This window comes from Pedobacter sp. Leaf170, from assembly GCF_920984665.1.
In the GTDB taxonomy this organism is placed as follows: domain Bacteria; phylum Bacteroidota; class Bacteroidia; order Sphingobacteriales; family Sphingobacteriaceae; genus Pedobacter.
Window position 1 is genome coordinate 42,611 of record NZ_CAKLBP010000004.1, and the last position, 23,346, is coordinate 65,956.

At 36.7% G+C, this 23,346-nt stretch carries 18 protein-coding genes; 3 read left to right on the top strand and 15 right to left on the bottom strand.

Annotation, left to right across the window (positions count from 1 at the left end; genetic code table 11):
* The 7 genes from LUA90_RS10935 to LUA90_RS10965 form a co-directional block, all read right to left on the bottom strand.
* Positions 1 to 1,224, bottom strand: coding sequence for a quinol:cytochrome C oxidoreductase (locus LUA90_RS10935; protein WP_231490991.1), 1,224 nt, complete (start codon positions 1,222 to 1,224; stop codon positions 1 to 3).
* Positions 1,225 to 1,239: 15 nt separating this feature from the next.
* Positions 1,240 to 1,845 (bottom strand): cytochrome c, encoded by a 606-nt coding sequence (locus LUA90_RS10940; RefSeq protein WP_231465769.1) that lies wholly within the window; start codon positions 1,843 to 1,845, stop codon positions 1,240 to 1,242.
* Positions 1,817 to 2,353, bottom strand: a complete 537-nt coding sequence (locus LUA90_RS10945; RefSeq protein ID WP_231465771.1) for a DUF3341 domain-containing protein — start codon at positions 2,351 to 2,353, stop codon at positions 1,817 to 1,819. The genes LUA90_RS10940 and LUA90_RS10945 overlap by 29 nt, the downstream gene beginning before the upstream one ends.
* A gap of 2 nt (positions 2,354 to 2,355) precedes the next feature.
* The gene (gene nrfD / locus LUA90_RS10950; protein WP_231465772.1) at positions 2,356 to 3,828 is read right to left on the bottom strand and encodes an NrfD/PsrC family molybdoenzyme membrane anchor subunit; all 1,473 of its coding nucleotides are present in this window, start codon (positions 3,826 to 3,828) and stop codon (positions 2,356 to 2,358) included.
* Positions 3,829 to 3,854: 26 nt separating this feature from the next.
* On the bottom strand, positions 3,855 to 6,875 hold the full coding sequence (locus LUA90_RS10955) for a TAT-variant-translocated molybdopterin oxidoreductase (RefSeq protein ID WP_231490992.1): 3,021 nt from the start codon (positions 6,873 to 6,875) through the stop codon (positions 3,855 to 3,857).
* Between the two features lie 47 nt (positions 6,876 to 6,922).
* Positions 6,923 to 8,227: a c-type cytochrome gene (locus LUA90_RS10960; RefSeq protein WP_231465776.1), complete on the bottom strand. Its 1,305-nt coding sequence runs from the start codon at positions 8,225 to 8,227 to the stop codon at positions 6,923 to 6,925.
* Between the two features lie 253 nt (positions 8,228 to 8,480).
* Positions 8,481 to 9,461 carry a deoxyhypusine synthase family protein gene (locus LUA90_RS10965; RefSeq protein WP_231465780.1) on the bottom strand — a complete coding sequence of 327 codons (981 nt, stop codon included), beginning with the start codon at positions 9,459 to 9,461 and terminating at the stop codon, positions 8,481 to 8,483.
* A 301-nt stretch (positions 9,462 to 9,762) separates the two neighbouring features.
* Between LUA90_RS10965 and LUA90_RS10970 the strand changes: the two genes are divergently transcribed.
* Positions 9,763 to 10,890: an outer membrane protein assembly factor gene (locus tag LUA90_RS10970; RefSeq protein ID WP_231465781.1), complete on the top strand. Its 1,128-nt coding sequence runs from the start codon at positions 9,763 to 9,765 to the stop codon at positions 10,888 to 10,890.
* Between the two features lie 213 nt (positions 10,891 to 11,103).
* Here LUA90_RS10970 and LUA90_RS10975 read toward each other — a convergent pair whose 3' ends face one another.
* The 5 genes from LUA90_RS10975 to LUA90_RS10995 form a co-directional block, all read right to left on the bottom strand.
* Entirely contained in the window at positions 11,104 to 13,476 is a 2,373-nt protein-coding gene (locus LUA90_RS10975; protein ID WP_231490993.1) for an outer membrane beta-barrel family protein, read from the bottom strand.
* Between the two features lie 32 nt (positions 13,477 to 13,508).
* Positions 13,509 to 15,176, bottom strand: coding sequence for an N-acetylmuramoyl-L-alanine amidase (locus LUA90_RS10980; RefSeq protein ID WP_231465783.1), 1,668 nt, complete (start codon positions 15,174 to 15,176; stop codon positions 13,509 to 13,511).
* Positions 15,173 to 15,541, bottom strand: coding sequence for a BlaI/MecI/CopY family transcriptional regulator (locus tag LUA90_RS10985; RefSeq protein ID WP_231465784.1), 369 nt, complete (start codon positions 15,539 to 15,541; stop codon positions 15,173 to 15,175). The genes LUA90_RS10980 and LUA90_RS10985 overlap by 4 nt, the downstream gene beginning before the upstream one ends.
* A gap of 407 nt (positions 15,542 to 15,948) precedes the next feature.
* A complete protein-coding gene (locus tag LUA90_RS10990) occupies positions 15,949 to 16,605 on the bottom strand; it encodes a DUF1345 domain-containing protein (protein ID WP_231465785.1) in 657 nt (218 codons plus the stop codon).
* Between the two features lie 6 nt (positions 16,606 to 16,611).
* On the bottom strand, positions 16,612 to 17,400 hold the full coding sequence (locus LUA90_RS10995; RefSeq protein WP_231465786.1) for an O-methyltransferase: 789 nt from the start codon (positions 17,398 to 17,400) through the stop codon (positions 16,612 to 16,614).
* 43 nt (positions 17,401 to 17,443) lie between these two features.
* Between LUA90_RS10995 and LUA90_RS11000 the strand changes: the two genes are divergently transcribed.
* Both LUA90_RS11000 and LUA90_RS11005 read left to right on the top strand, forming a co-directional pair.
* Positions 17,444 to 18,319: a transglutaminase-like domain-containing protein gene (locus LUA90_RS11000; protein ID WP_231465787.1), complete on the top strand. Its 876-nt coding sequence runs from the start codon at positions 17,444 to 17,446 to the stop codon at positions 18,317 to 18,319.
* A gap of 13 nt (positions 18,320 to 18,332) precedes the next feature.
* A complete protein-coding gene (locus tag LUA90_RS11005) occupies positions 18,333 to 19,433 on the top strand; it encodes a glycoside hydrolase family 18 protein (protein ID WP_231465788.1) in 1,101 nt (366 codons plus the stop codon).
* A 293-nt stretch (positions 19,434 to 19,726) separates the two neighbouring features.
* Here LUA90_RS11005 and LUA90_RS11010 read toward each other — a convergent pair whose 3' ends face one another.
* The 3 genes from LUA90_RS11010 to LUA90_RS11020 all read right to left on the bottom strand — a co-directional run bounded on the left by LUA90_RS11010 (position 19,727) and on the right by LUA90_RS11020 (position 23,329).
* Positions 19,727 to 20,638: an alpha/beta hydrolase gene (locus tag LUA90_RS11010; RefSeq protein WP_231460327.1), complete on the bottom strand. Its 912-nt coding sequence runs from the start codon at positions 20,636 to 20,638 to the stop codon at positions 19,727 to 19,729.
* A gap of 10 nt (positions 20,639 to 20,648) precedes the next feature.
* Positions 20,649 to 21,723, bottom strand: a protein-coding gene (gene prfB, locus LUA90_RS11015) for a peptide chain release factor 2 (RefSeq protein ID WP_231460328.1) whose coding sequence is annotated in 2 segments (ribosomal slippage) — positions 20,649 to 21,662 and positions 21,664 to 21,723 — 1,074 coding nt in all. Because the reading frame shifts where the segments join, the coding sequence is not laid out codon by codon here.
* A 298-nt stretch (positions 21,724 to 22,021) separates the two neighbouring features.
* On the bottom strand, positions 22,022 to 23,329 hold the full coding sequence (locus LUA90_RS11020) for an amidohydrolase (protein WP_231460329.1): 1,308 nt from the start codon (positions 23,327 to 23,329) through the stop codon (positions 22,022 to 22,024).
* Between the last annotated feature and the right edge of the window lie 17 nt (positions 23,330 to 23,346).

Here is a 23,346-nt window from a genome sequence, read left to right on the forward strand (position 1 = left end):
CTACAGCTGATGATGTAAGCTTTCTTGTAATAAAGGGTGATTTTTAGCAATTAAAGGTTTTTTACTTAAGTTGCTTAAAACCGTAAAGGTAAATAATCCAACGAAACCAATCGCAGTACCAATCTCAATAATACCAAATCCGTTGTGTCCATCCTCTACCGCACCTGGCATAATCATTTGATAATAATCTACCCAGTGACCAAGCAATACTACGATTGAAACAAATAATAATTTAACATCAGTTCTCTTATTATCTCTATCCATTAATAATAATACCGGTGCAAGGAAATTCATTGCAAGGTTAAGGAAGAACCAGAATTTATAATATTCGAATCTTCTGTAGAAATAAACGGTTTCCTCTGGCATGTTTGCATAATAAATTAATAAGAACTGTGCAAACCATACATAAGTCCAGAAGATAGAGAAACCAAAAATGAACTGACCTAAGTTATGTAAGTGGCTATTGTTAACCCATTGCATATATCCAGCTCTTCTTAATAAGATTAAGATGATTGCAATTGTAGCTAAACTGCTTACCCACATTGCTGCGAAGTTGTACCAACCAAACATAGTTGAGAACCAATGCGCTTCTAATGACATGATTGTATCAAAAGCAAAAATAGGCGTTGTAAAACCGTAGATAACTAAGAAAATACAAGCATTTTTAAAGCTTTTTCTGTATGAATTTAAACCACCTTGTAAATCTTCGTTGTAAGAATATTTTACAAACATCATTGCAAAAATGCTATACACACCTAAAAACACTACCTGACGACCTAAAAAGAAAGGTACATTTAAGAATACAGCTTTACCTGCAATAAGCGCATCGTAATTAGGGCTGTTTGGGTCTGTTAAACCGTCAGCATGCCAATGGTGATATAAGTTATGTGTATATAAACCTGCAGAAATAATAACAACAAGTATTACAGCAGCAATAGGCAATGTTTTAGCCATGGCTTGCGGTACACGTAAAATTGAAGCAGACCATCCTGCCTGAGCAACAAATTGAATAGCAAGGAAAAACATACCAGACATACAAACGCATGCAAAGTAATATCCCATAAGTAACAGGTTGGCAAAAGTACGCTCGTGCATTACTTTATCGCCAGCAATAAAACCGTAAGCAATAGCAAGCACACCTAAGGCTATACCAACTATACTTAAAGTTTTTACTTTTCCTGTAAACTCAAATTGTTCACTAAAATTAATATTGTGAGTTCCCATTTATATCTGCTTTACTTATTGTCCTTTTTGTAATTGTTGAACATACAACACAACTTTCCAACGATCTGTTGGCGTGATTTGCGAAGCATGCGAGCCCATGTTATTTACACCATATGTAATTGTATGATATATTTTTCCTGCCGTTAAATCTACCATATTACCACCTCTTGATGAAGCACCGGTTTGGTAAGCAGGTACACCGTTAAATTTTTCTATCTTAACTAAGTGACCTTGTCCATCACCTTTCTCACCGTGACATGGTGCACAGAAAACAACAAATGAATGTTTACCTTCTGCAAGAGTAGTGCTATCTGCAACTAACGGATTAACCATTTTAGCGCCAGCTTCGTTATATCCTTCTAATGTATTTGGATATTGATCGTACTCTGTAAAACCTACAGGTTTAGTATTTGCAGGAGGTAACTGTGCAGTTTTACCATCCTTAAAGTTTTTATTTGGCTGATCCGGGTTGTAAGCAATCGGATCATACATATTCCTGGCATATTCTAAACCAGTACTACGTTTATCTCTACAAGCCGAAAAAGTAGCTGCAAAAGCGATAGCTAAAAACGCGGCATAAACAAATTTATTCTTATTCATAGCTAATGTACTTCCTTTCATTATACTTTACTTCTAAAGCACCTGCATCTTTTAATAAACCATCAATTACAGTGTGCGATGCATTTTCGTGTGCATCTATTGCAATCACAAAACGATCATCAGTAGCACGTAAATCCATTACTCTTGGCGATCTGCCCGGAAATAAATGGGTTGATGCATAATAAGTTAACACCATACCGAATGCACAGAATAATACTGTTAATTCGAACATTATCGGAATAAAATCCGGCAATGCAAATGATGGTTTACCACCGATATTTACTTTCCAATCGATAACTGCACAAAAATAAATTAAAGCAAAAGCTGCGCAAGTTCCAGTAATACCAAAGCAAAATGCTGCGATATCGATTCTCGATCTTTGAATTCCTAATTTGGCTTCTATTCCGTGTATAGGCATTGGAGTATAAACATCATAAATGCTGATGTTATTTTCCTGAAGTTTCTCGATGCCATGCATCATTTCGTCAGGGTCGCCAAAGCTGCCTAAAATATATTTGATATCACTCATTGTTATATTTTTGCGTAATCTTCTTGTTTAACACTATCAAATTTCTCTAAAGATTCTATGTATTCAGCTACATACTCTTTATTCTCATGACCTTCCTTAATCTGTTTCATTTTCGCTTGCTCAGACGCAGTTTTTAATAATAACTTAACCTCTGCAATTGCAATTGATGGTAATACTCTTAAGAATAATAAGAACAAAGTAAAGAATAGTCCGATTGAACCTACGAATACACTGATATCAACCCATGTTGGATAAAACATTGCCCAACTCGATGGAATATAATCGCGGTGTAATGAAGTAACGATAATTACGAAACGCTCAAACCACATACCCACGTTTACCACGATTGATAAAATCCAGGTAGCCTTGATGCTTAAACGAATTTTCTTGAACCATAACAACTGTGGAGAGATTACGTTACAAGTCATCATCATCCAGTACGACCACCAGTAAGGACCAGTAGATCTGTTGATGAAGGCATATTGCTCATACTCAGAACCTGAATACCATGCAATGAAGAACTCAGTTAAGTAAGCTACACCTACGATTGACCCTGTTAAGATGATGATTTTGTTCATCGACTCAATGTGGAACATGGTGATGTAATTTTCTAGACCTAATACTTTACGGGCAACCAATAATAAGGTTAATACCATCGCGAAACCTGAGAAAATCGCACCAGCAACGAAGTAAGGAGGGAAAATTGTAGTGTGCCATCCCGGAATTACTGATGTTGCAAAGTCCATTGATACAATAGTGTGTACCGAAAGCACTAGTGGTGTAGATATACCTGCTAAAATTAATGATACCGCTTCAAAACGTTGCCATGTTTTAACACTTCCGGTCCAGCCGAAAGAGAAAATAGAATAGATTTTTTTGCGTGTACCTACAGCACGGTCGCGAATTGTAGCAATATCCGGTAATAAACCTGTGTACCAGAATAATAATGATACAGAGAAATATGTTGAGATTGCAAACATATCCCATACCAATGGTGAGTTAAAGTTTACCCAAAGTGAACCAAACTGATTTGGTAAAGGTAAAACCCAGTATGCTAACCACGGACGGCCCATGTGAGACACGACATAAGTTGCGGCACAGATAACGGCAAAGATTGTCATCGCCTCTGCAGAACGGTTAATTGAGTTACGCCAATTTTGACGGAATAGTAATAGCACTGCCGAAATAAGTGTACCGGCGTGACCAATACCAACCCACCATACGAAACCGGTGATATCCCAAGCCCATCCAACTGTTTTATTTAAGCCCCATGCACCGATACCATTCCAAAAAGTGTAACTAACAGCTACTACCCAAAGTAATGCACCTAATGCTGAAACGATGAAACCAATCCACCAAGCCTTGTTTGGCTTGTTTTCTACCGGGCTCAAAATATCATCCGTAATTTTTGCATACGTGATATTATCGCCGGTAATTAATGGTTCTCTAAGTATTGATTCGTTATGTCCTGACATAATTTGTATTTTCTTTATACTAAAGCTTACGCTTGTACTGTTGTATCTGTATTTCTAATTTTTGTCATATATCCGATACCAGGTTTCACGTTGATTTCTTCTAGAACATAGTAAATACGCTCTGAACGTAAAGCTTTTGAAACTTCTGAATTAGGATCGTTTGAATCGCCAAATATGATTGCGTTTGCTGAACAAGCTTCCTGACAAGCCATTTTAATATCGCCATCTTTTAATGGACGTTTCTCTATTTTAGCTTTTAATTTACCTGCCTGAATACGTTGAACGCACATAGAGCATTTTTCCATAACACCACGTGAACGTGTAGTTACATCAGGATTTAAAACTAATTGAGTAAACTCGTTATTTAAATAGTTATCGAAACGTGAATCATTCCAGTAGTTAAACCAGTTAAAACGACGTACTTTATACGGACAGTTATTTGCACAATAACGAGTACCCACACAACGGTTGTAAGCCATTTGGTTTAAACCATCCGATGAGTGAACTGTTGCCAATACCGGACAAACTGTTTCGCATGGAGCGTGGTCGCAGTGTTGGCATAACATTGGTTGGTGAACAACAGAAACATGATCTAAGTCCTCTAACTTAGCAATCTCTTTTTCTTTTGTTACATCACCATTTGGTGTTTCGTAGCTATAATAACGGTCGATACGTATCCAGTGCATTTCACGACGACGGCGAACCTCATCACGGCCAACAACAGGAATATTATTTTCTACATTACAAGCCACTACGCAAGAACCACAACCTGTACAAGCATTTAAGTCGATAGCCATAACCCAGTTGTTACCTGGTTTTTCATATTCGTCCCAAAGGTCGTAGTTTTTGTGGTCACCTTTATGGTTACCGGCTGATGCATCTTTTAAGTATTCTTTAAACGTTGCTTCTTTTATTACTGCACGACCTTCAAAAGAGTGGTGTGTTTGTGTTTGCGCCAATTCGTAATATCCACCAGTTGGTGTAATCGTAACAGTTGTAGCATACTGCATAGTACCATTAACAAACGATACGAACGGAAATGCATTCTTACCAACATCATTACCCGCTTTACCAACCTTACTACGGCCATAACCTAAGGCTATTGAAGCTGTACCTTGCGCTTGTCCGGGTTGGATAAGAACTGGTAAATCAACTGAATATCCGTTGCTTCCTTTTACAGTTACAACATCAAATTCTTTAACTTTTAATGATTCTGCAAATTTAGGTGCAAGTGCAACATAGTTATCCCATGTTACTTTTGAAACCGGATCAGGTAATTCTTGCAAGAATGCATTGTTAGCATTTTTACCATCCCTCATTGGAATGTTCTCGTATACCTGAAGCTGAACATCTTTATTTAATGCTTTGCTGCTACTTGCAATTGCAGTAGCAACCTGCGCTAAAGATTGAGTGAATGAATATGCTCCGGCTGGTTTTGCTGGCACAGTAATCACACCCTTTTCTAAAACATCCGACCAGGTTAAGCCAAGTGCAGGAAGCATTTTGGTTTCCCAGTTGTTACGTACAAACTGGTAGTATTCTTTAATAGGCGCATCGGCCCAGATTAATAAACTTTCTTCTGCCTGGCGGCTATTGAAAACAGGGTTGATTGTTGGTTGTACGATTGAGTAATAACCTTCATAAGCATTTGCATCACCCCATGATTCTAAATAATTATGATTGATTGCAATTGCATCACATAATGAAGCAGTTTCATCGGCTCTATCAGCGAAAGAGATTTTAGCAGGAACATTTTTTAATGCCGCTTCAAATTTCTTTGCATCCAAATAATCGTAAGCAGGGTTACTGTTTAAGAATAAAACAGCACCAACTTCACCACGAGTCATCTCAGCAACCAAGCCATTAAATTCAGCATCGTTACCTGCATATAAGAAACAAGGATTATCTAAATCGATTGTTGTACCATAACTTCCGATAGCGGCGTTAATAGCATTTACTAAAATTTGAGTAGAAACATCGTTAGACCCACAAACAACTAATGCTTTGCCTTTGCTCTGCACTAATTCTTTTGCCGCTAATTTGATTACTTTATCAGCAGTAGCGTTATTTCCTAAAGTACCACCAGGTAAAGCCTGACCAGTTATTGCGTTGTATAAAGCAATTAAAGCCGGTCCTTCTTCTGATAATTTAACAGGAACACGAGTATCTGCGTTTGTACCTGTTAAGCTCATTCCACTTTCGAACTGAATGTGGCGGCTCATTTTTTTGCCTTCTAAAGATCTATAATTACGGTTAGCTGTATACTGAGCAGTAAACTCCTCACCGTTAATCCATGTACCTAAAAAATCAGCACCAAAGCTTAGAATTAAATCGGCTTTGTTAAAATTGTATTTTGGTAAAACTGCTTTACCAAAGCTATTTTGATTAGCCTGAATAATACCTGTATAAGAAACAGCATCATACTGAACTAATTTAGCAGCAGGATATTTTGTAACAAACTGTGCTAAAACAGCATTTGTTGAAGGACTGTTAACTGTTGAAGCAACAATACGGATTTTTTTACCTCCGGCCTGCGCTTTAGCTAATTCACCTTTAACATAGCTATCAATTTTAGTCCATGTAGTTTCTTCATTTTTAAGAACCGGTGCTTTTAATTTAGATACATCATATAAATCTAAAACAGAAGCCTGTGCTCTTGCATCAGTACCAACGTTAAATTCGCCCGCATTAGGATTTGGTTCGATTTTGATTGGACGACCTTCTCTTGTTTTTACTAAAATACTTTGGCCGTTAAAGCTCGAAGTATAATAGTTAGGAATACCCGGTGTAACCTCTTCTGGTTTTACCAAGTAAGGAATAGATTTATGAATCGGGGCTGTTTGACATGCTGCTAAAGTAACTGCACCTAAACCAAAACCTAACGCCTTTAAAAAGTCGCGGCGTGGGGTAACGGTACTTAACCCTGCTTCATTTAAAACATCTTCTATTGGAAGTGGCTCGGCAAATTCGTCTTTGTTATTCTTAACAAAATCGGGTGTATTTTTATACTCCTCTAAGCCTTTCCAGTATTTTTTGTTGCTTTCCATTTAAGCTATATTACTGTTTATTCGAACGTTTCTTAAAAACTCTACAATTAATAGTGGCATTTACCACACTCTAAACCACCCAATAACGCTGGTGTAACTTTCTCGCCTTTTTTAATTTTCTCATGCGCTTCGATTACTTTAGCGTAGAAAGCATTATTTTTCTGACCAGAAATATCTGTCTCTTTGTGGCAGTTAATACACCATTTCATGGTTAATGGAGAATATTGATAAATTTCTTCCATTGTATTAACCGGACCGTGACAAGCGAAACATACAGGCTCAGTTGGCTGTAATCCTTTTGCCTTACGAATGGCATCTTCAGCAACAACTACGTGTTGAGAGTGGTTGAAGTAAGCAAAGTCTGGTAAGTTGTGTACACGTACCCACTCCATTGGCTTTTCTTTACTCTTATCGTATTTTTGAGTTTCAGGATCGTAACCTAAAGCATTGTAAATTTTCTTAATCTCAGGAGAAATTTCACCATCATAATTATCTCTTGCCTGTACTGCTTTGTGGCAATTCATACAAACATTTAATGATGGAATAGTAGCATTTTTAGATTTAAACGCACCATTGTGGCAATATTGACAATCGATTTGATTGATACCTGCATGTAACTCGTGAGAGAATTTAATTGGTTGTACCGGTTGATAACCTGTGTGAACACCAGTGTTCCACATACCCATCCAACCCCATGAACCTAAAGCAATGATTAAACATAATATGAAGAACATTACAAATTTCTTGTTCTTGAACATTTTACGCACACCAACTTTTAATGGCACATCTTCTTCAATCTCAATGCCTTGTTTTTGTAAAATTAAGCGCTCTAATAATTTAGAAGCACGACCTAAAATCACTAAAATAACAATGGCAATGGCAACGATAGCTACAATACCAGCAATTGATAAGCCTGATGTATTTTCATCTTTAGCAGCAGAACCACCGGCTGCACCAGCAGCATCACCTTTCGGTTTAGGCTCGCCTTCTTTAATGTATGCTAAAATGTCTTTTACCTTTTCTTCATCCAACTCAGGGAATGAAGTCATGGCAACCTTACCATTTTCGTTAAAAAGCTTAACAGCATCAGGATCTCCTGAAGCGATTAATCCTTGCGAATTAGGAATCCATTTTAAAAGGAACTCTTCAGAGTGACGATCGCTCACACCAGTTAAGGCAGGACCAACCATTTTCTGATCTAATGCGTGGCACGATGTACATTTTGCTTTGAAAAGTGTTCTTCCATTCGCAGCATCTTGCGCATTAACGGTAGAAACCGCTATTGCAGAAATGGCCGAAAACAGGAATAACGACTTCCAAACGTTTTTTAAAATCATCGAGATATCTCTCATAATGAACACTTTATACTTATTTAATTTATTTTTTGTTGTGAAATTGATGCCTAAACTGAAGTAGTTCCATCAAAACTTGAACAAAAGTATAACTTATTAATAAATCCCATGACATAATACTGACTTGAAATACAATTTATAATCATTCTAAACAAATGCAGTTTTATGCGTATTCTCCAATAAAAATGCCCATTTTCGAAGTTCATCTCTAATGGGCATCATCAAAACCAATTTGGTTTTGTTATTTATATAATTATTGTTTTAATATCCAGGCAAACATTAATGGCGCAACAATTGTCGCATCGCTTTCTACAATAAATTTTGGTGTATGAATATCTAATTTACCCCAGGTAATTTTTTCGTTTGGTACAGCGCCAGAATAAGAACCATAAGAAGTGGTCGAATCAGATATCTGACAGAAATAGCTCCAGAAAGGAATATTTTCCATTTCCATATCCTGATAAAGCATCGGCACAACACAAATCGGGAAATCGCCGGCAATACCACCGCCAATCTGGAAGAAACCAATTCCCTTACCACCACTGTTTGCAATATACCAATCGGCTAACCATCCCATATATTCAATACCACCTTTTACAGTAGTTGCAGTTAATTCGCCTTTCATCACGTAAGAAGCAAAAATATTACCCATTGTAGAGTCTTCCCAGCCCGGTACAACAATTGGTAAATTCTTCTCAGCAGCCGCTAACATCCATGAGTTTTTAGGGTCAATTTCGTAATACTGCTCTAAATCTCCACTTAAAAGCATTTTGTACATAAACTCGTGTGGAAAATAACGCTCGCCTGCAGCTTCAGCATCACTCCAAATTTTCTGAATGTGCTTTTGTAAACGGCGAAAAGCTTCTTCTTCCGGAATACAGGTATCCGTAACGCGGTTGTAATGGTTTTCTAACAAATCCCACTCATCCTGCGGACTTAAATCGCGATAGTTAGGTACACGCTTATAATGTGAGTGCGCAACCAGGTTCATTATATCTTCTTCAAGGTTTGCACCAGTACAAGAAATTATAGCCACTTTATCCTGGCGAATCATCTCTGCAAGTGAAATACCCAATTCTGCAGTACTCATTGCACCAGCAAGTGTGATCATCATTTTACCACCCTCATCTAAATGCGTTTCGTAACCTTTGGCCGCATCCATCATAGCCGCAGCATTAAAATGGAGATAATTACGCTCCATGAACTGAGATATTGGTCCTCTTGTATTGCTCATTTTGTTCTGTGTTATTTTGCGCAAAAGTAGGCATTTAGCCCGAAACGATAAAACTTATGTCTTTATTGATTAAAATTAAGATGCGCTATTAAGATTTGGAAAGCAATCTCAGTATTCATAGGTTTAAGCAGCCCGGCTTTTTGGTACAAGGCCCGAAAAAAAATCGGGCGCTTTCCCCGTCAATCCGGTTTAAGTGGTATGGCTTTTACTAAAATTTGCAGAAAGCCTTGCCACCGTCATAAATTCATAGCCTTAATCCGCACAAATAAATCTTAAATAAAAAATGATTTAATTTGCGCCGATGAAAAAAATTTATTTCCTCTTACTATTTATTCTATTATCTGGAAGTTCATTCGCCCAAATGAAACTGATTAAAAAACTGCTTTCTAACGAGAAAGACACTTCACGCAAAGCCAGTTTTTTACCAATCCCATCTTTTGGTTATGCACAAGAAACCGGCTTTCAGTTTGGTGTAGGTGCTATTGTAGGTTTTTATGCAGATAGGTTAGACACCACAAATCGTCCATCATCATTAACCTTAAACCTAAATTATTCAACATTGAAAGCATATAACATGAGTTCATTAGTTGACATTTGGGGCAAAGGAAATAAGCTTCATTACATTGGCGAATTACGATTTAAACGTATGCCTTTTAATTTCTACGGCGTTGGAAACAATACTCAGGAACAGAATGAGGATAAACTAATTCAGCAGCAAATTAAGGTTTTACTACAAGCCGAAAAACAATTGTTACCAAAGGTCTACACAGGCGTATCGTTAGGCTTTGAAAACTATGAATACAAAGATGTGGTTGCAGATGGTATTTTTAATGCCAATCCATATTACAGTAACAGAACCGGAAGCGTTTTGTACTTAGGTTTATCACAAGGTTACGACTCAAGAAACAACAACAATTACACAACAAAAGGTTTTTTTGCCAGAGGAACATACCAATATGCACCAAATATTTTTTCAGAAGGTAATTTTATCGGAAGCCAGATAAAAGTTGATGTTAGAAATTTCTGGCGATTGAACAAGAGCTTTGTAATTGGCGTACAAGGACTATACAATACGGTAATGGGCAACAATACTCCTGTTTATTTATTACCGCAAATGGGTAATGATGAAATAATGCGAGGCTATTACGGTGGTAGGTATCGCGATAAAAATTTACTGGCTTTTCAAGGCGAACTCCGCTACCGCTACAACAACCGGTTTGGCGCTACCGCCTTTGCAGGCACAGGAACCGTTTGGGGTTTTGATGAATTTTCAACCAATTCATTCAAGCCAAATTATGGCGCAGGCTTTAGGTATTTCTTCGATCCTGAAAAAGGAATTAGTGTACGTTTAGATTATGGCGTTGGCGAAAAAAGACTTAATGAAAAACGCCAGAGTGGATTTTATATTAGCATTTCGGAAGCCTTTTAAGGGATGTAAAATTCAAAATCAATATAAGGGTATTTTTAGCGTTGTCGTCATTGCGAGGCACGAAGCAATCTTCTCTGAAAAAATATTTTTGACGATGAGATTACTTCAATCAATGAAGAATTGATTTCGCAATGACGGGCAAATCGTCCATTTTCCATTTCCCATCTTACATCTTACATCACCCATCTTACCTCTTACATCTTCTACCTTCCATCAATTACTTCTCCTTCGCTCCTCTTCATTTCCTGCTTTTCGTTCTGCTTGTTTAATTTTTTGATTTCCGAAATTGTATCGAACACTTAATCGCAATTGCTGATTATCGTAATAGTTATTATAAGTTTGCAAAATGTTATTAATCAAACTACTGTAGCGGAATTTATTTGTTTTAAACACATCTGTAAAATTAATAGCGCATTGCAGCTTTTTATCTAAAAGCAATGCCTTCAATCCCAAATCAAGATTATATTGGCTTCTATTTTTATTTAGTCCATCAACCGCAGGAAACTGATACCAGAAATTTACATCAGTAAAAAATGTTTTCTTTTTATTAATGGTAAATTGGTTTGAAGTAGAAAAGTACGCACCGAAGCCACTTAAATCTCTAACCGTTTGCGGAATATTCGATTGAGATAAATTATAAAAAACATCTACTTGATTTATACTCTGCAGCCATTTCAAATTATTCAAAACTATTGAATTACTCATTTGATAACTGTAACCTTTAATAAAATTAACAGGTTTTAAAACCTGCGAATTGGAATTTGCATCAACAAAATTCACATCATTATAGCCATCGGTTATTTTATTAAAAGATAAAGTTGTGGTAAATACATCTTTATAAGTATGCGATAACTCTATGTTATTACTGTATGATGGCTGAAGAAAAGGATTTCCCTCGGCATACACAAACTGATTGCTATACCAGCGGAAAGGATTTAATTTTCGGTAAGCCGGTCTATTAATCCGCCGACCATAACTTGCAGTGAACAAACTGCTCTCACTAAGTTTATAAGTTATAAAACCAGTTGGAAAAAGCTGAAAATAACGACTGTTATTATTTTGGTTAGCAGAGCTGCCGTTCAACTGTGTATATTCTCCTCTTAGACCAAACTGAAAATCGAATTTTTTAGTTTTCTTATTTAAATTCAAATAAAGTGCCTGAGTATTTTCGTTATAATCGAATTGATTGAGCTGATTTAAATCTGGTTGATAGACATTGTCAAGTTTTTTGTAAAATGCCAAACCACTTTGGTTTTGAATAAAGCTGATTTTTGCGCCAAAAGCAATATTAAAAGCCTTATAAGGAAAATCAACATCAGCTTTTAGCGTATATAAATTTATATTCTGATTGCTTTCTGATAAGTATTCGGCAAGCGAATTTGCAATATATAGACCATTACCTGCGTAACTTGTATTGTTAAAAAACCGATTTCTATTATCAGTATATTTAAACCAATCTCCTGTTATCATCAACTGCTTCCCGGCCGAATCTAAATTATGCTTGAGGTAAAAGCCAACTGTATTAAAATTCGATTTAATTTTAGCGTTTGCATCAGAATTAAGAAAGGAATCAATACTTCCAGCGGAATTAAAAATCGTTGTTTTGATATTCTCGATCGAATGAAAATCAGTCAATCCGCCATTATAAGAAACGCCAGCTGTAGTCTTTTTTGTTATTTGATAATCTACACCTATTTGTATGCTTGGAACTGTTCTGAAATTTCTATCCTTATTTACCACATTCCAGGTTTGAAGAGGATAAAAAACATCGCTTTGCTCAAAAGGAACCAATGAACCTTTGCGGATATTAAAGTTTGAAAATAATGTTAGCTTATCTTTTTTAAAACTTAGATTTCCACCCGTAGCAAAGGTTGGGTAGGTTGCCTGGAAGTAACTCATATTTACCGAGCCTTTAAAACCTTCGGTATTATTTCGCTTTAAAACAATGTTGATTAATCCATTATTTCCTTGTGCATCGTATCGGGCAGGAGGATTGGTTATAACCTCAACTTTGGCAACATTATCTGATGAAATAGACTTTAGGTAATTCGAAAGTTCATCTTCGGAGAGCTGAATCAGTTTGTCGTTAACCATAACATTAACAGCACCCTTTCCAACTAAAGAAATCCTATCATTCATTACCCTTACACCAGGCACTTTAGTTAATAATTCCAGCGCATCTGTTCCAATAGCAGCCACACTATTTTCAGCGTTGTAAACTATACGGTCAACTTTTCTTTCAATTAACTGCTTTCTTGAATTTACCTGAACCTCTTGAAGATTGTTAGAAACAAGTTCCAAGGTGGTTTTGATAAGGGTATCAGCTTGTAGCAGGACAGAAATTTTGCTTTTGCCCGTCTGAATTGAAGAAAAATCAATGGTGTAATTACCTGGAGCTAAATTTTTAAAAATGTATCGCCCTAAAGTATCACTTTGGGTTATTTTGTTAGTTTTATCACCAGTTAGTTTTATAGTTACTTCTGCAACATTCTTACCATTTAAGCTTAATTCACCAGCAATTTTGAATTGGGCTTTGGCTTTAAAGGCAATGCTAAAAAAAAATATAAAAGCAAAGATTTTGTGCATCAGTTACTTAAAGCTAAGAAAAACATGATAGTTTAAGACTTCGAGAATTTCAAAAAGCCATCTAATATCAGATTACTGATTCGTCTTAAATTAGCTTCGTCGCTAACATAAGCAAGGCTTTTTTCGCTGCTAATGTTTCCAAGTTCTACAACCAAAGCCGGAACTTTTGATTCTCTCAAAACCAATAGGTTCGCATTTTTCAACGAATCGCGTACTTCTATACCATTAAGTTGATTTAAACTTTTCAAAACGTCAGTACCAAACTGTTCAGCTGATTTAATATTTGGATTTAACTGAGAAACAAAAACCTCAATCCCCTCAAATGGAACTTTCAAATCTGCCCTTGGCATACTGTTATGATGAATCGAGATAAAAGCAGTAGCAGATTCATTTGGTAACCTATCTCTTAGTGGTATAAATTTATCTTTATCTCTAGTCAGTACAACTTTAATATTTCTTTTTTCAGCTTCCTCTTTAAGAATTTGGACTGCTTTTAAATTCAGATCTTTTTCTTTAATCCCCGATTGACTTTTCGATGCACCGTCTTGCCCGCCGTGGCCGGCATCAATAACCAAAACTAAATCCTTGGCTAAATTGAGTTTTTTAACTTCTGCGTTGATTTCTACATTTTCAGTTGGCGCATTTAAACCTAAGTTGTTATCTGCAACACCACTCAAAAAGTTATGGTTAGTTCGTGTAAGGGTATCTTCCTTAATTCTATTCGCAGCCGTACGAGCAATCTCATTAATATCAGGTGAAATTGTGTTCTCACTATTAACCGAAACAATATCTTTTTTACCTGCATTTTTTTGAGCAACAACTTTCATTGTAACAATTTCTTTCTGATTTACAAAAGCCAGACAGCAAAAAGAAATTATTGGAACAGCAATCAGATAGGTGGATTTTTGCAAATTCGAATTTGGTTTTTTATACATCATCATAATTCTTTTCTTTAATGGAAGCTTACTAAAACTGTTAATTAAATTGTTCGATGGCATGGCCAATTGCAAGAGCAAGGAGGCATATTGCTTTTTATCCGCAGAATCAGCCGTTTCTTCATCGGCTAAAAACTCATGGTTGCTGTAAATCTCGTTTCGCCAAAAATAGATTACCGGGTTTAGCCATAAAATACAGGCAACCGCATTTACAATCAGTTTATCAATAACATGAGCCTGGTTAACATGAACCAATTCGTGCTTAATCACCAATGCTCGTTCATCATTTTTCAAAGCAGCATCAATAATTATCTTGTTAAAAAAAGAACAGTTTTTGATTTTGGAATCAGACTTTACAGTAATAATTGAAGCGTGTTTTGAAATCGTAAACTTCTTTAAAATGCGCCCTATGTAACCCATCAAAAATAAATTCCGAATTAATAATCCAGCAATAACAAAATAGTATCCGTATTCTAGTATTTGCGCCCAATTCAGTTTAATAAAAGCCTTTTCATCACCTACAAAATCCTTCTCAAACCCGTTATCATTGCTATAAACTATATTTTGAGCTGGTGCAGCTTGATGAATAATTACTTCTTTTTGATGCTCTATCGTTATCGCCGGAATAGCAAAGCTGATGAAAAGTGTACTCAGTAGATAAATCCTATTAAGCTTAAAAAACGTAAGCTTACTAAGCAATAATTTATAGGCTGTAAAAAATATTAATGTACAAGCCGATACCTTTAGCAAATAGAGTAAAATCATGATTTCGAGTTTTCGTTAATAATCTTTTTAATCTCTTCTATATCCTTGTCACTCAATTTTTCTTCCTTCACCATAAAGGATAGCAAACTTGCAGGCGAATTATTAAAATACCCCGAAATCATTTTAGAAAATGTGGTTCTAGCATAATCTTCTTTGCTGATGGATGGAAAATATTCGTAGGTTTTGCCATAAGCTTTATAATTAACATAGCCTTTCTTTTCCAACAAACGAACAATTGATGAGATGGTGTTGTATGGTGGTTTTGGCTCGTCATCCAATTCATCAATAATATCTTTTACAAATGCCTTTTCTAATTTCCATAAAACCTGCATAATGCGCTCTTCCGTTTTGGTTAATTCTTCCATAACTCAAACTTATAACTTATTTTTCAGTTATACAACTATAAAATAAGTTATTAAACGTAAAAATCAGTTTAAAATATTATTTACCTGATTTTCAGACAATTAAAATTTATTGAAAACGAATTTCAGTCGTTCTTGGCGATTTGAAGTCCCGCCATTCGCTGTAGCCCTCGTAGAAAAAACTCGGGGCTGCGGGTTTAAAATTAACGGACTGTTTAGCAAGACGTAGAATCTGTTGAGACAGGAACCAAGGTTTTAGAGACAACAAAAACCCATAACCGTCATTCCGAGCGAAGCCGAGGAATCTTTGAACTTAGCGACAATAAGAAACGGAGGCTATTTTGTACGTACTCACAAACTACAAGTTTAACAAACCCAAAACTTATAACTTATAACGTAAAACTTAAAACCTACTTACTTAAACCTGCAAGCGCATTAATGGTTAGCGCAACAATTACAGTGTTAAAAATAAAAGAAATTATACTATGCAATAAGGTCAATCTGCGAATGTTTCGAGCAGAGATTTCGACATCAGAAACCTGAAAAGTCATCCCGATAACAAAAGAAAAATAGGCGAAATCTATAAAATCAGGTGCATCTTCATTAGGAAATTCTAAACCACCTTTTTTAGTTTTACTATCGCCATAAAATAAATGAGCATAACGCATTGCAAAAGTAGTATGCATCAGCGACCAGGATAAAAACATACCAGATATTGCAATTATCAAGTCGAGCGTTTTAATGTTTTTATCGAGCAATAGCAGAATAACCGCTAACATCCCGGCAAAGGTAGAAACAACTACAATTACGAAGATTTCACCTTTGGTTTCATCTTGTTTTTTTGCCTTTAAGTGTGTTTCTGATGCTGTTGTATTAAAAAACATATACCAATGAAGCGATATCAAAATCACACAAAATACATCCCAACCGAACATAATGCGTGTTAAACCATCCATATTTAACAAAAAAGAACCAAAATAAGCAAGCAATCCGGTGCCTAAGCTCAGCAATAAAATATATAACGCCGAAACTTTTTGTATGCCGGTCAATTTTGGTTCAGTTTCCATTAAATTTTATTGCTTAAATTTTAATTTGAAATGTTCTTTTGCCTGCCCTTTTTTAAAATAAACCAATCCTATCCAAAATAAATCTACTGTAACGGTAACATCAGGATGGTTTTTGATTTCTTCCCAAGCTTCTTTCATGCCTTTGCTCCAATAAATATCATCAAAAATGAGCAAAGAATTTTCTGTAACTTTTGGTAAGCACCATTTAAAATAATTTAGAGTTGCATCCTTTCTATGATTGCCATCAATGTACACAAAATCTAAAGTTGGCTGCTTGGCAATAATGTCAGGTAAAATTAAATCGAAATTACCTACATGAAGTTCGATGTTATTCAAAGCCAAATCTTTAAAATTATTGCTTGCCACGCCTGCCGTTTGTGGACAACCTTCAATAGTTATAATTTGTGCTTCGGGATTGGCTGCCGATAAATAAGCAGAGGTAATGCCTAAACAAGTACCTAATTCTATTGCAGTTTTTGGCTTTGTATTTTTTGCAAGGCGATAAATCAATTTAGCAAGCCGCGGGCTTTTAAGTGCATTTTTAGCAATTTGGCTTACCTTTTTTACGTTATTTTTATTTAAGTGCGAACCTGCGCCAAGGTCGGTAACCGTGATTTCAGAATCGTCATTAAAAAGTTTTTTTCGTTGTGCTTCTATATTTTCATATTCAGATTTCTCGGTAAAATCGTAAATTACATCGTCGGCAAGCTTGTAAACGAATGGCGAGTGCGTTCCATGTCGGGTTTTTGCCGTTAAACGGTGTTTTAAATAATCTGTAATAAATTGAATTATCATATATTGCAAAAGTAATTAAACGCCGCAAACCAATGTATTTTTTATGGAAAATAACGCAGAGATAAGCGCATTAGTAAAATTACTTGATGATCCTGATCAGGAAGTTTACCAGCACGTAGAAAAGAAACTTTTAGAGTATGGCGGAGAAGTTATTCATTTTCTGGAAAACGCCTGGGAGCAATCTTTTGATGGTTTAATGCAGGAAAGAATCGAGAACATCGTTCATCAAATACAATTTAATACCGTAAAAGAAGATTTAAATCTATGGTACTTAAGTGGCGCTTTTGATTTATTACAAGGCGCTTTAATCATTAATCGTTATCAATATCCCGATTTAGACGAGCAGAAAGTTATCAATCAGCTTGAAGAAATTAAGCGTGATATTTGGCTTGGTTTACAATACGAAATGAGTTCGGTTGAGAAAGTGAAACTAATAAACCATATCCTTTATCAGCAATACGGCTTTGGCGGTAACACAAAAAACCACCACGACCCGCAAAATTCTTACCTGAGTCAAGTTTTAGAAAGTAAAAAAGGCAATCAAATTACGCTTGCGATTATATACTCTACCCTTGCGCAAAAGCTGGATTTACCAATTTACGGCATTAATTTACCGCAGCATTTTATACTTGGCTTTATTGATGAAAGCAAGCAGGAAAGCACAGAATACGGTGTGCTCTTTTATATCAATGCCTTTAATCGTGGCAATATTTTCGGCAAGCACGATGTTGATCAGTTTTTACGTCAGCTAAATTTAGAACCAATGCCCGAATATTATCGTCCATGCAGCAACACTGATATTATCCGCAGGGTTTTGAGAAATTTGATTTCTGCTTATGAAAACGCAGGTGCAACCGATAAAGTGGCAGAGCTTAATCAACTGCAAAATTTAATTAAAGACGATACTAAAACAGATTAAAAAATAATTGCAAATGATAAAAAATCTATTAAAACCTATCTTATTATTTATTGTTTGCATAGCCATCACGGCGAAGCTTAGCGCACAAAAATCAATTAAACCAAATGTTATCGCTTATTATACCGGTAATGGTACCGTAATCGATAGTTTCCCTATTGAAAAGGTAAGCCATTTGATTTATAGCTTTGCACATTTGAAAGGCGATAGTATTCACATCAGTTCTGCAAAAGATTCTTCCCTTATCGAAAAAATGGTTGGTTTAAAAAAACGCAATCCAGATTTAAAAGTTATGATTGCCTTAGGTGGTTGGGGTGGTTGTGCGCCATGTTCTGAAGTTTTTAGCAGGGCCAACGGCCGAAAAACTTTCGCCAAAACAACCAAAACGCTTCTAGATTATTTTAAAGCAGATGGTATTGATCTTGATTGGGAATATCCTGCAGTAGTTGGGCATCCGGGGCATAGATATGAAGAAGCCGATAAGCAAAACTTTACCGAATTGGTAAAAGAATTACGCAAAAGCCTGGGCAAAAAAGCTGAAATTAGTTTCGCCGCAGGCGGAACCAAAAACTGCATAGATTCTTGCTTTGAGTGGAACAAGGTAATGCCTTTAGTTAACCGCATTAATTTAATGAGTTACGATTTAGTGAGCGGATACGCTACCGTTAGCGGTCACCATACGCCATTGTACTCCACACCTCAGCAACAACTTTCTGCAGATTTTGCAATAAATGCGATGAAAGCTTATGGTGTTCCGGCCAATAAAATTGCATTAGGTGCTGCGTTTTACGCCCGAATTTTTCAAAACACAACCGATGCAAATAACGGCTTGTACCAACCCACTAAATTTTTGCGTGGCATTGCCTCAAAATCTTTTAAAACAGAGTTTACCGAAGCAAATGGCTATAAATATTTTTGGGACGATGTGGCTAAAGCGCCCTATTACTACAATGCCCAAACCAAGCGCATAGCCAGTTTTGATGATGAAAAATCTATAGCTTTGAAAACCAAGTATGTTATAGACCAGAAACTAAACGGCATTATGTTTTGGGAACTAACCGAAGATGCTTACGAAAATGGTTTGTTAAATGAAATAGATAAAGCCATTAAACCTTAGTTTTTGAAGCGCAAAAACAGTACAATTTTTAAAGTTGCTTCCCGTTTTTCGCATATACGCCTGCCTGTCCGGCAGACAGGCTTCGCAGTTGGTTCCCTACTTGCTGCAGGGTATCGCTGCAACCGGGGCTAAATGGCAAAAACTTTCGCTTTTTTTAATGTCTGGGCGAAGAACCCTCGTGTCTAAACCCGATATAAGCGGCAGCCCCGAAATGCAATGAGGGCTACAGCGTTTAGCGGGGCTGGTTTAGTCAAAAGTGATTAACCTTTAATTTTCAAATCCTTATAACGGATTTAAAATTTTTCCTTCTTCATCCAATCGGCCATTAGGTTAAACCAATCTACATCTGAAGTTTTATTTTTTAAACCGAAGCCATGTCCGCCTTTTTCATAAAGATAAAGTTCTGTTTTAACGCCATTCTTTTTCAAAGCTTCGCTTAACAGAATGCTGTTTGCAACCGGAACTGTTTTATCATCCTTTGCGTGAACCAGAAATATTGGTGGCGTTTTCTTATTTACGTTTTGGTTTGCAGAGAAATAGTGCTTTAATTCATCGCTTGGCGTTGCACCCAATAAGTTTTTCATGGTTCCGGTGTGTACCGATTCCTCGAAACTTATTACGGGGTAAACTAAAACCCCAAAATCAGGACGAAGATTAACTTTTTCTTTGTCTTCAATTTTGATATCAGCGTAATGCGCTAATAAAGTTGAAGCCAAATGTCCACCTGCGGAGAAGCCCATCATCCCGATTTTATTTCTTTTTACACGATACTTTTTAGCATTTTTCCGAACTAAATAGATTGCTTGCTGCGCATCTTGCAAAAGTGCGTAGGTTTTATCAACCATTATTTCTTCGCTGGGTAATCTGTATTTTAACACAAATGCAGTTACGCCAATTTCATTAAATCGTTTGGCTACGTTATAACCTTCATGGTCTATAGCCAAAATGCCATAACCACCACCCGGGCAAATTATTACAGCCGTACCGGTTGCTTTATCAGCCGGAGCTTCAAAAACGGTTAGTGTAGGCTCGGTTACCTTACTAATTCTCGATATGCCATCGCTTCCCTTTTGTATAACTTCGGTATAAGTTGTAGAAACTTTTGAACCTGGAACCACTCCAATATACAACGGAATAACTTCTTGTGCATTTGATTTTAACATGAGCAATACACTTAAGATAAACAAAAGGGAAACTTTTTTCATAAAAATAGATTTAAAACTCCATTAAATAGGCCTTTAAAAAACCATCAATATCGCCATTTAAAACGGCATCTGGATTTGAGGTTTGGAAATTTGTTCGATGGTCTTTCACTCTTCTATCATCCAATACATAACTGCGAATTTGCGAACCCCATTCAATTTTTTTCTTTGAACCTTCAATAGCAGCGATTTCTTCGTTACGCTTGCGTTGTTCAATTTCGTAAAGCTGAGATTTTAATAAACGCAAAGCATTTTCCTTATTTTGCAACTGCGATCTCGACTCCTGGTTTTTAATAATAATGCCCGAAGGTTTATGGTATAAACGAACTGCGGTTTCCACCTTGTTTACGTTTTGTCCACCCGCACCACCCGCTCTAAATGTTTCAAACTCCACATCAGCAGGGTTAATATTTATATCAATGGTATCATCAATAAGCGGATAAACATAAACTGAAGCAAATGAAGTGTGCCTGCGGGCGTTAGAATCGAATGGAGATATCCTCACTAGGCGGTGAACACCATTTTCTCCTTTTAAATAGCCATAAGAAAAATCGCCATCAAATTGCAGGGTTACAGATTTAATACCAGCAACCTCCCCTTCCTGACTATCCTGTTCGGTGATTTTATAACCATTTTTTTCGCCCCACATCATGTACATACGCATAAGCATATATGCCCAGTCGCAACTTTCGGTACCGCCTGCACCAGCTGTAATTTGCATTACGGCTGACAGCTGATCTTCTTTAGTACGAAGCATGTTTTTCAGTTCCAAATCAGAAACGATTTGTTTACTGTTTTCGAAGAGTTCTTCTAACTCTGCTTCGGTAGCATCGCCAGATTGAAAAAACTCAAACATTACCGCAGCATCTTCTACTGCACTGTTTGCCTTTTCAAAACCATCTGTCCACTTTTTCTTTGAACTGATTTCTGCAAGAATTTTTTCTGCTTTTTTTGGCTCCTCCCAGAAATCAGGCGCCATTGTTAATTTTTCTTCTTCGCGAATAGCGTAAAGTAATTCGTCGACGTCAAAGATGCCTCCTCAGAGACGTTATTCTGTCTCTTAAATCCTGTATTTGTTCTTTAGTCATGTTGACAAATATATAAATTAGCTGATTAGTAAATGTGTTAGTTGCTTAATTCTTTATAAACCTAGCCGGACATTACGGGACACAGCCTGCCCCGACAATTCGGAGAAGCGATCTTTAAAACAAAATAGATTGCTTCGTGCCTTGCAATAACGATTTGTCTATCTAGATGCGCTTTGCTAGCATCCTGAGCAGCGATAGTATATAAAAATACCACAGAAAACTCCGTCATTGCGAGGCACGAAGCAATCTCTACGAAAATTAGATTGCATCGTGACTCGCAATAACGGAATCTTTAAAGTTAGTTCTTCTTCATCGACATATAATCAAGCGTTAAACTCGATAGCAATTTAACACCCAATACAAATCCGCTTTCATCCAAATAAAAATCAGGGGTGTGGTGCGAAGGCGCTTTTAATGGATCTTTTCCTTTCGGCATTCCACCTAAAAACACAAATAAACCTGGAACTTTCTCTTGGAAGAAAGAAAAATCTTCTGCACCGGTTACAGGTGGTTTAAGTTTTACATGAGCTGACCCGGCAGTTGCCTGCATACTAGGCAGCATTTTTTCTGTTAATGCGATATTATTAAAGGTAACGGGATAATGATTGCTGTAAGGAATTTTAACTTCTGCTTTTCCACCTCCAGCCTCAGCTGTTTTGGTAGCAATTGTTTTTATTCTTTCGATAAACATTGCTTCATCTTCTTTGCTAAAATTACGAACTGTACCAAGCATTTCCACTTTCTCTGGGATGATATTTGAACGCACACCACCATTAATAGCACCAATGGTTACTACACCGGGGTTTTCAGTAACATTTAAATTTCTGCTCACAATGGTTTGCAGATTATTTACAATTTGTGCAGAAATTACAATAGGATCGATACTACTCCATGGGTAAGCACCATGCGCCTGCCTACCGGTAACCGTTATTTTCATATCGTTTACTGCCGCCATTGTTCCACCGGGGCGATAGGTAACATCGCCAACTTCGGTTTGAGAATTAATGTGCAGGCCAAAAATTACATCAACCTTTGGATTTTCTAAAACGCCTTCTTTTATCATTAAAGCAGCTCCACCTTCTTCGCCAGCCGAAACACCTTCTTCTGCAGGCTGAAAAATAAATTTTACTGTTCCGGCGATATCCTTTTGCATAGAAGCAAGCACTTCTGCAACACCCATCAGGATTGCAACATGGCTATCATGTCCGCAGGCATGCATTACCCCAACTTCTTGTCCGTTGTATTGAGTTTTTACTTTTGATGCAAAAGGTACATCTACCCTTTCAGTAACAGGCAAACCATCCATATCTGCTCTTAAAGCAACCACCGGACCAGGTTTACCACCTTTCAAAATCCCAACTACCCCGGTTTTTGCAACACCAGTAGTTACCTTAATCCCCAATGCTTCCAGGTGTTTAGCAATAATCCCGGCAGTTCTGGTTTCGGTATTACCTAATTCTGGGTGTTGATGAAAATCTCTACGCCAGGTTATTACTTTCTGCTCGATGGCATCAGCCTTTTTTGAAACTGCAACATTTAATGTACTTTTTTGTGCATATAGTTGAGTAGAAATTAAAATGATAAATAGAGAATAGATTTTTTTCATGAAAGGAATTTATAGTT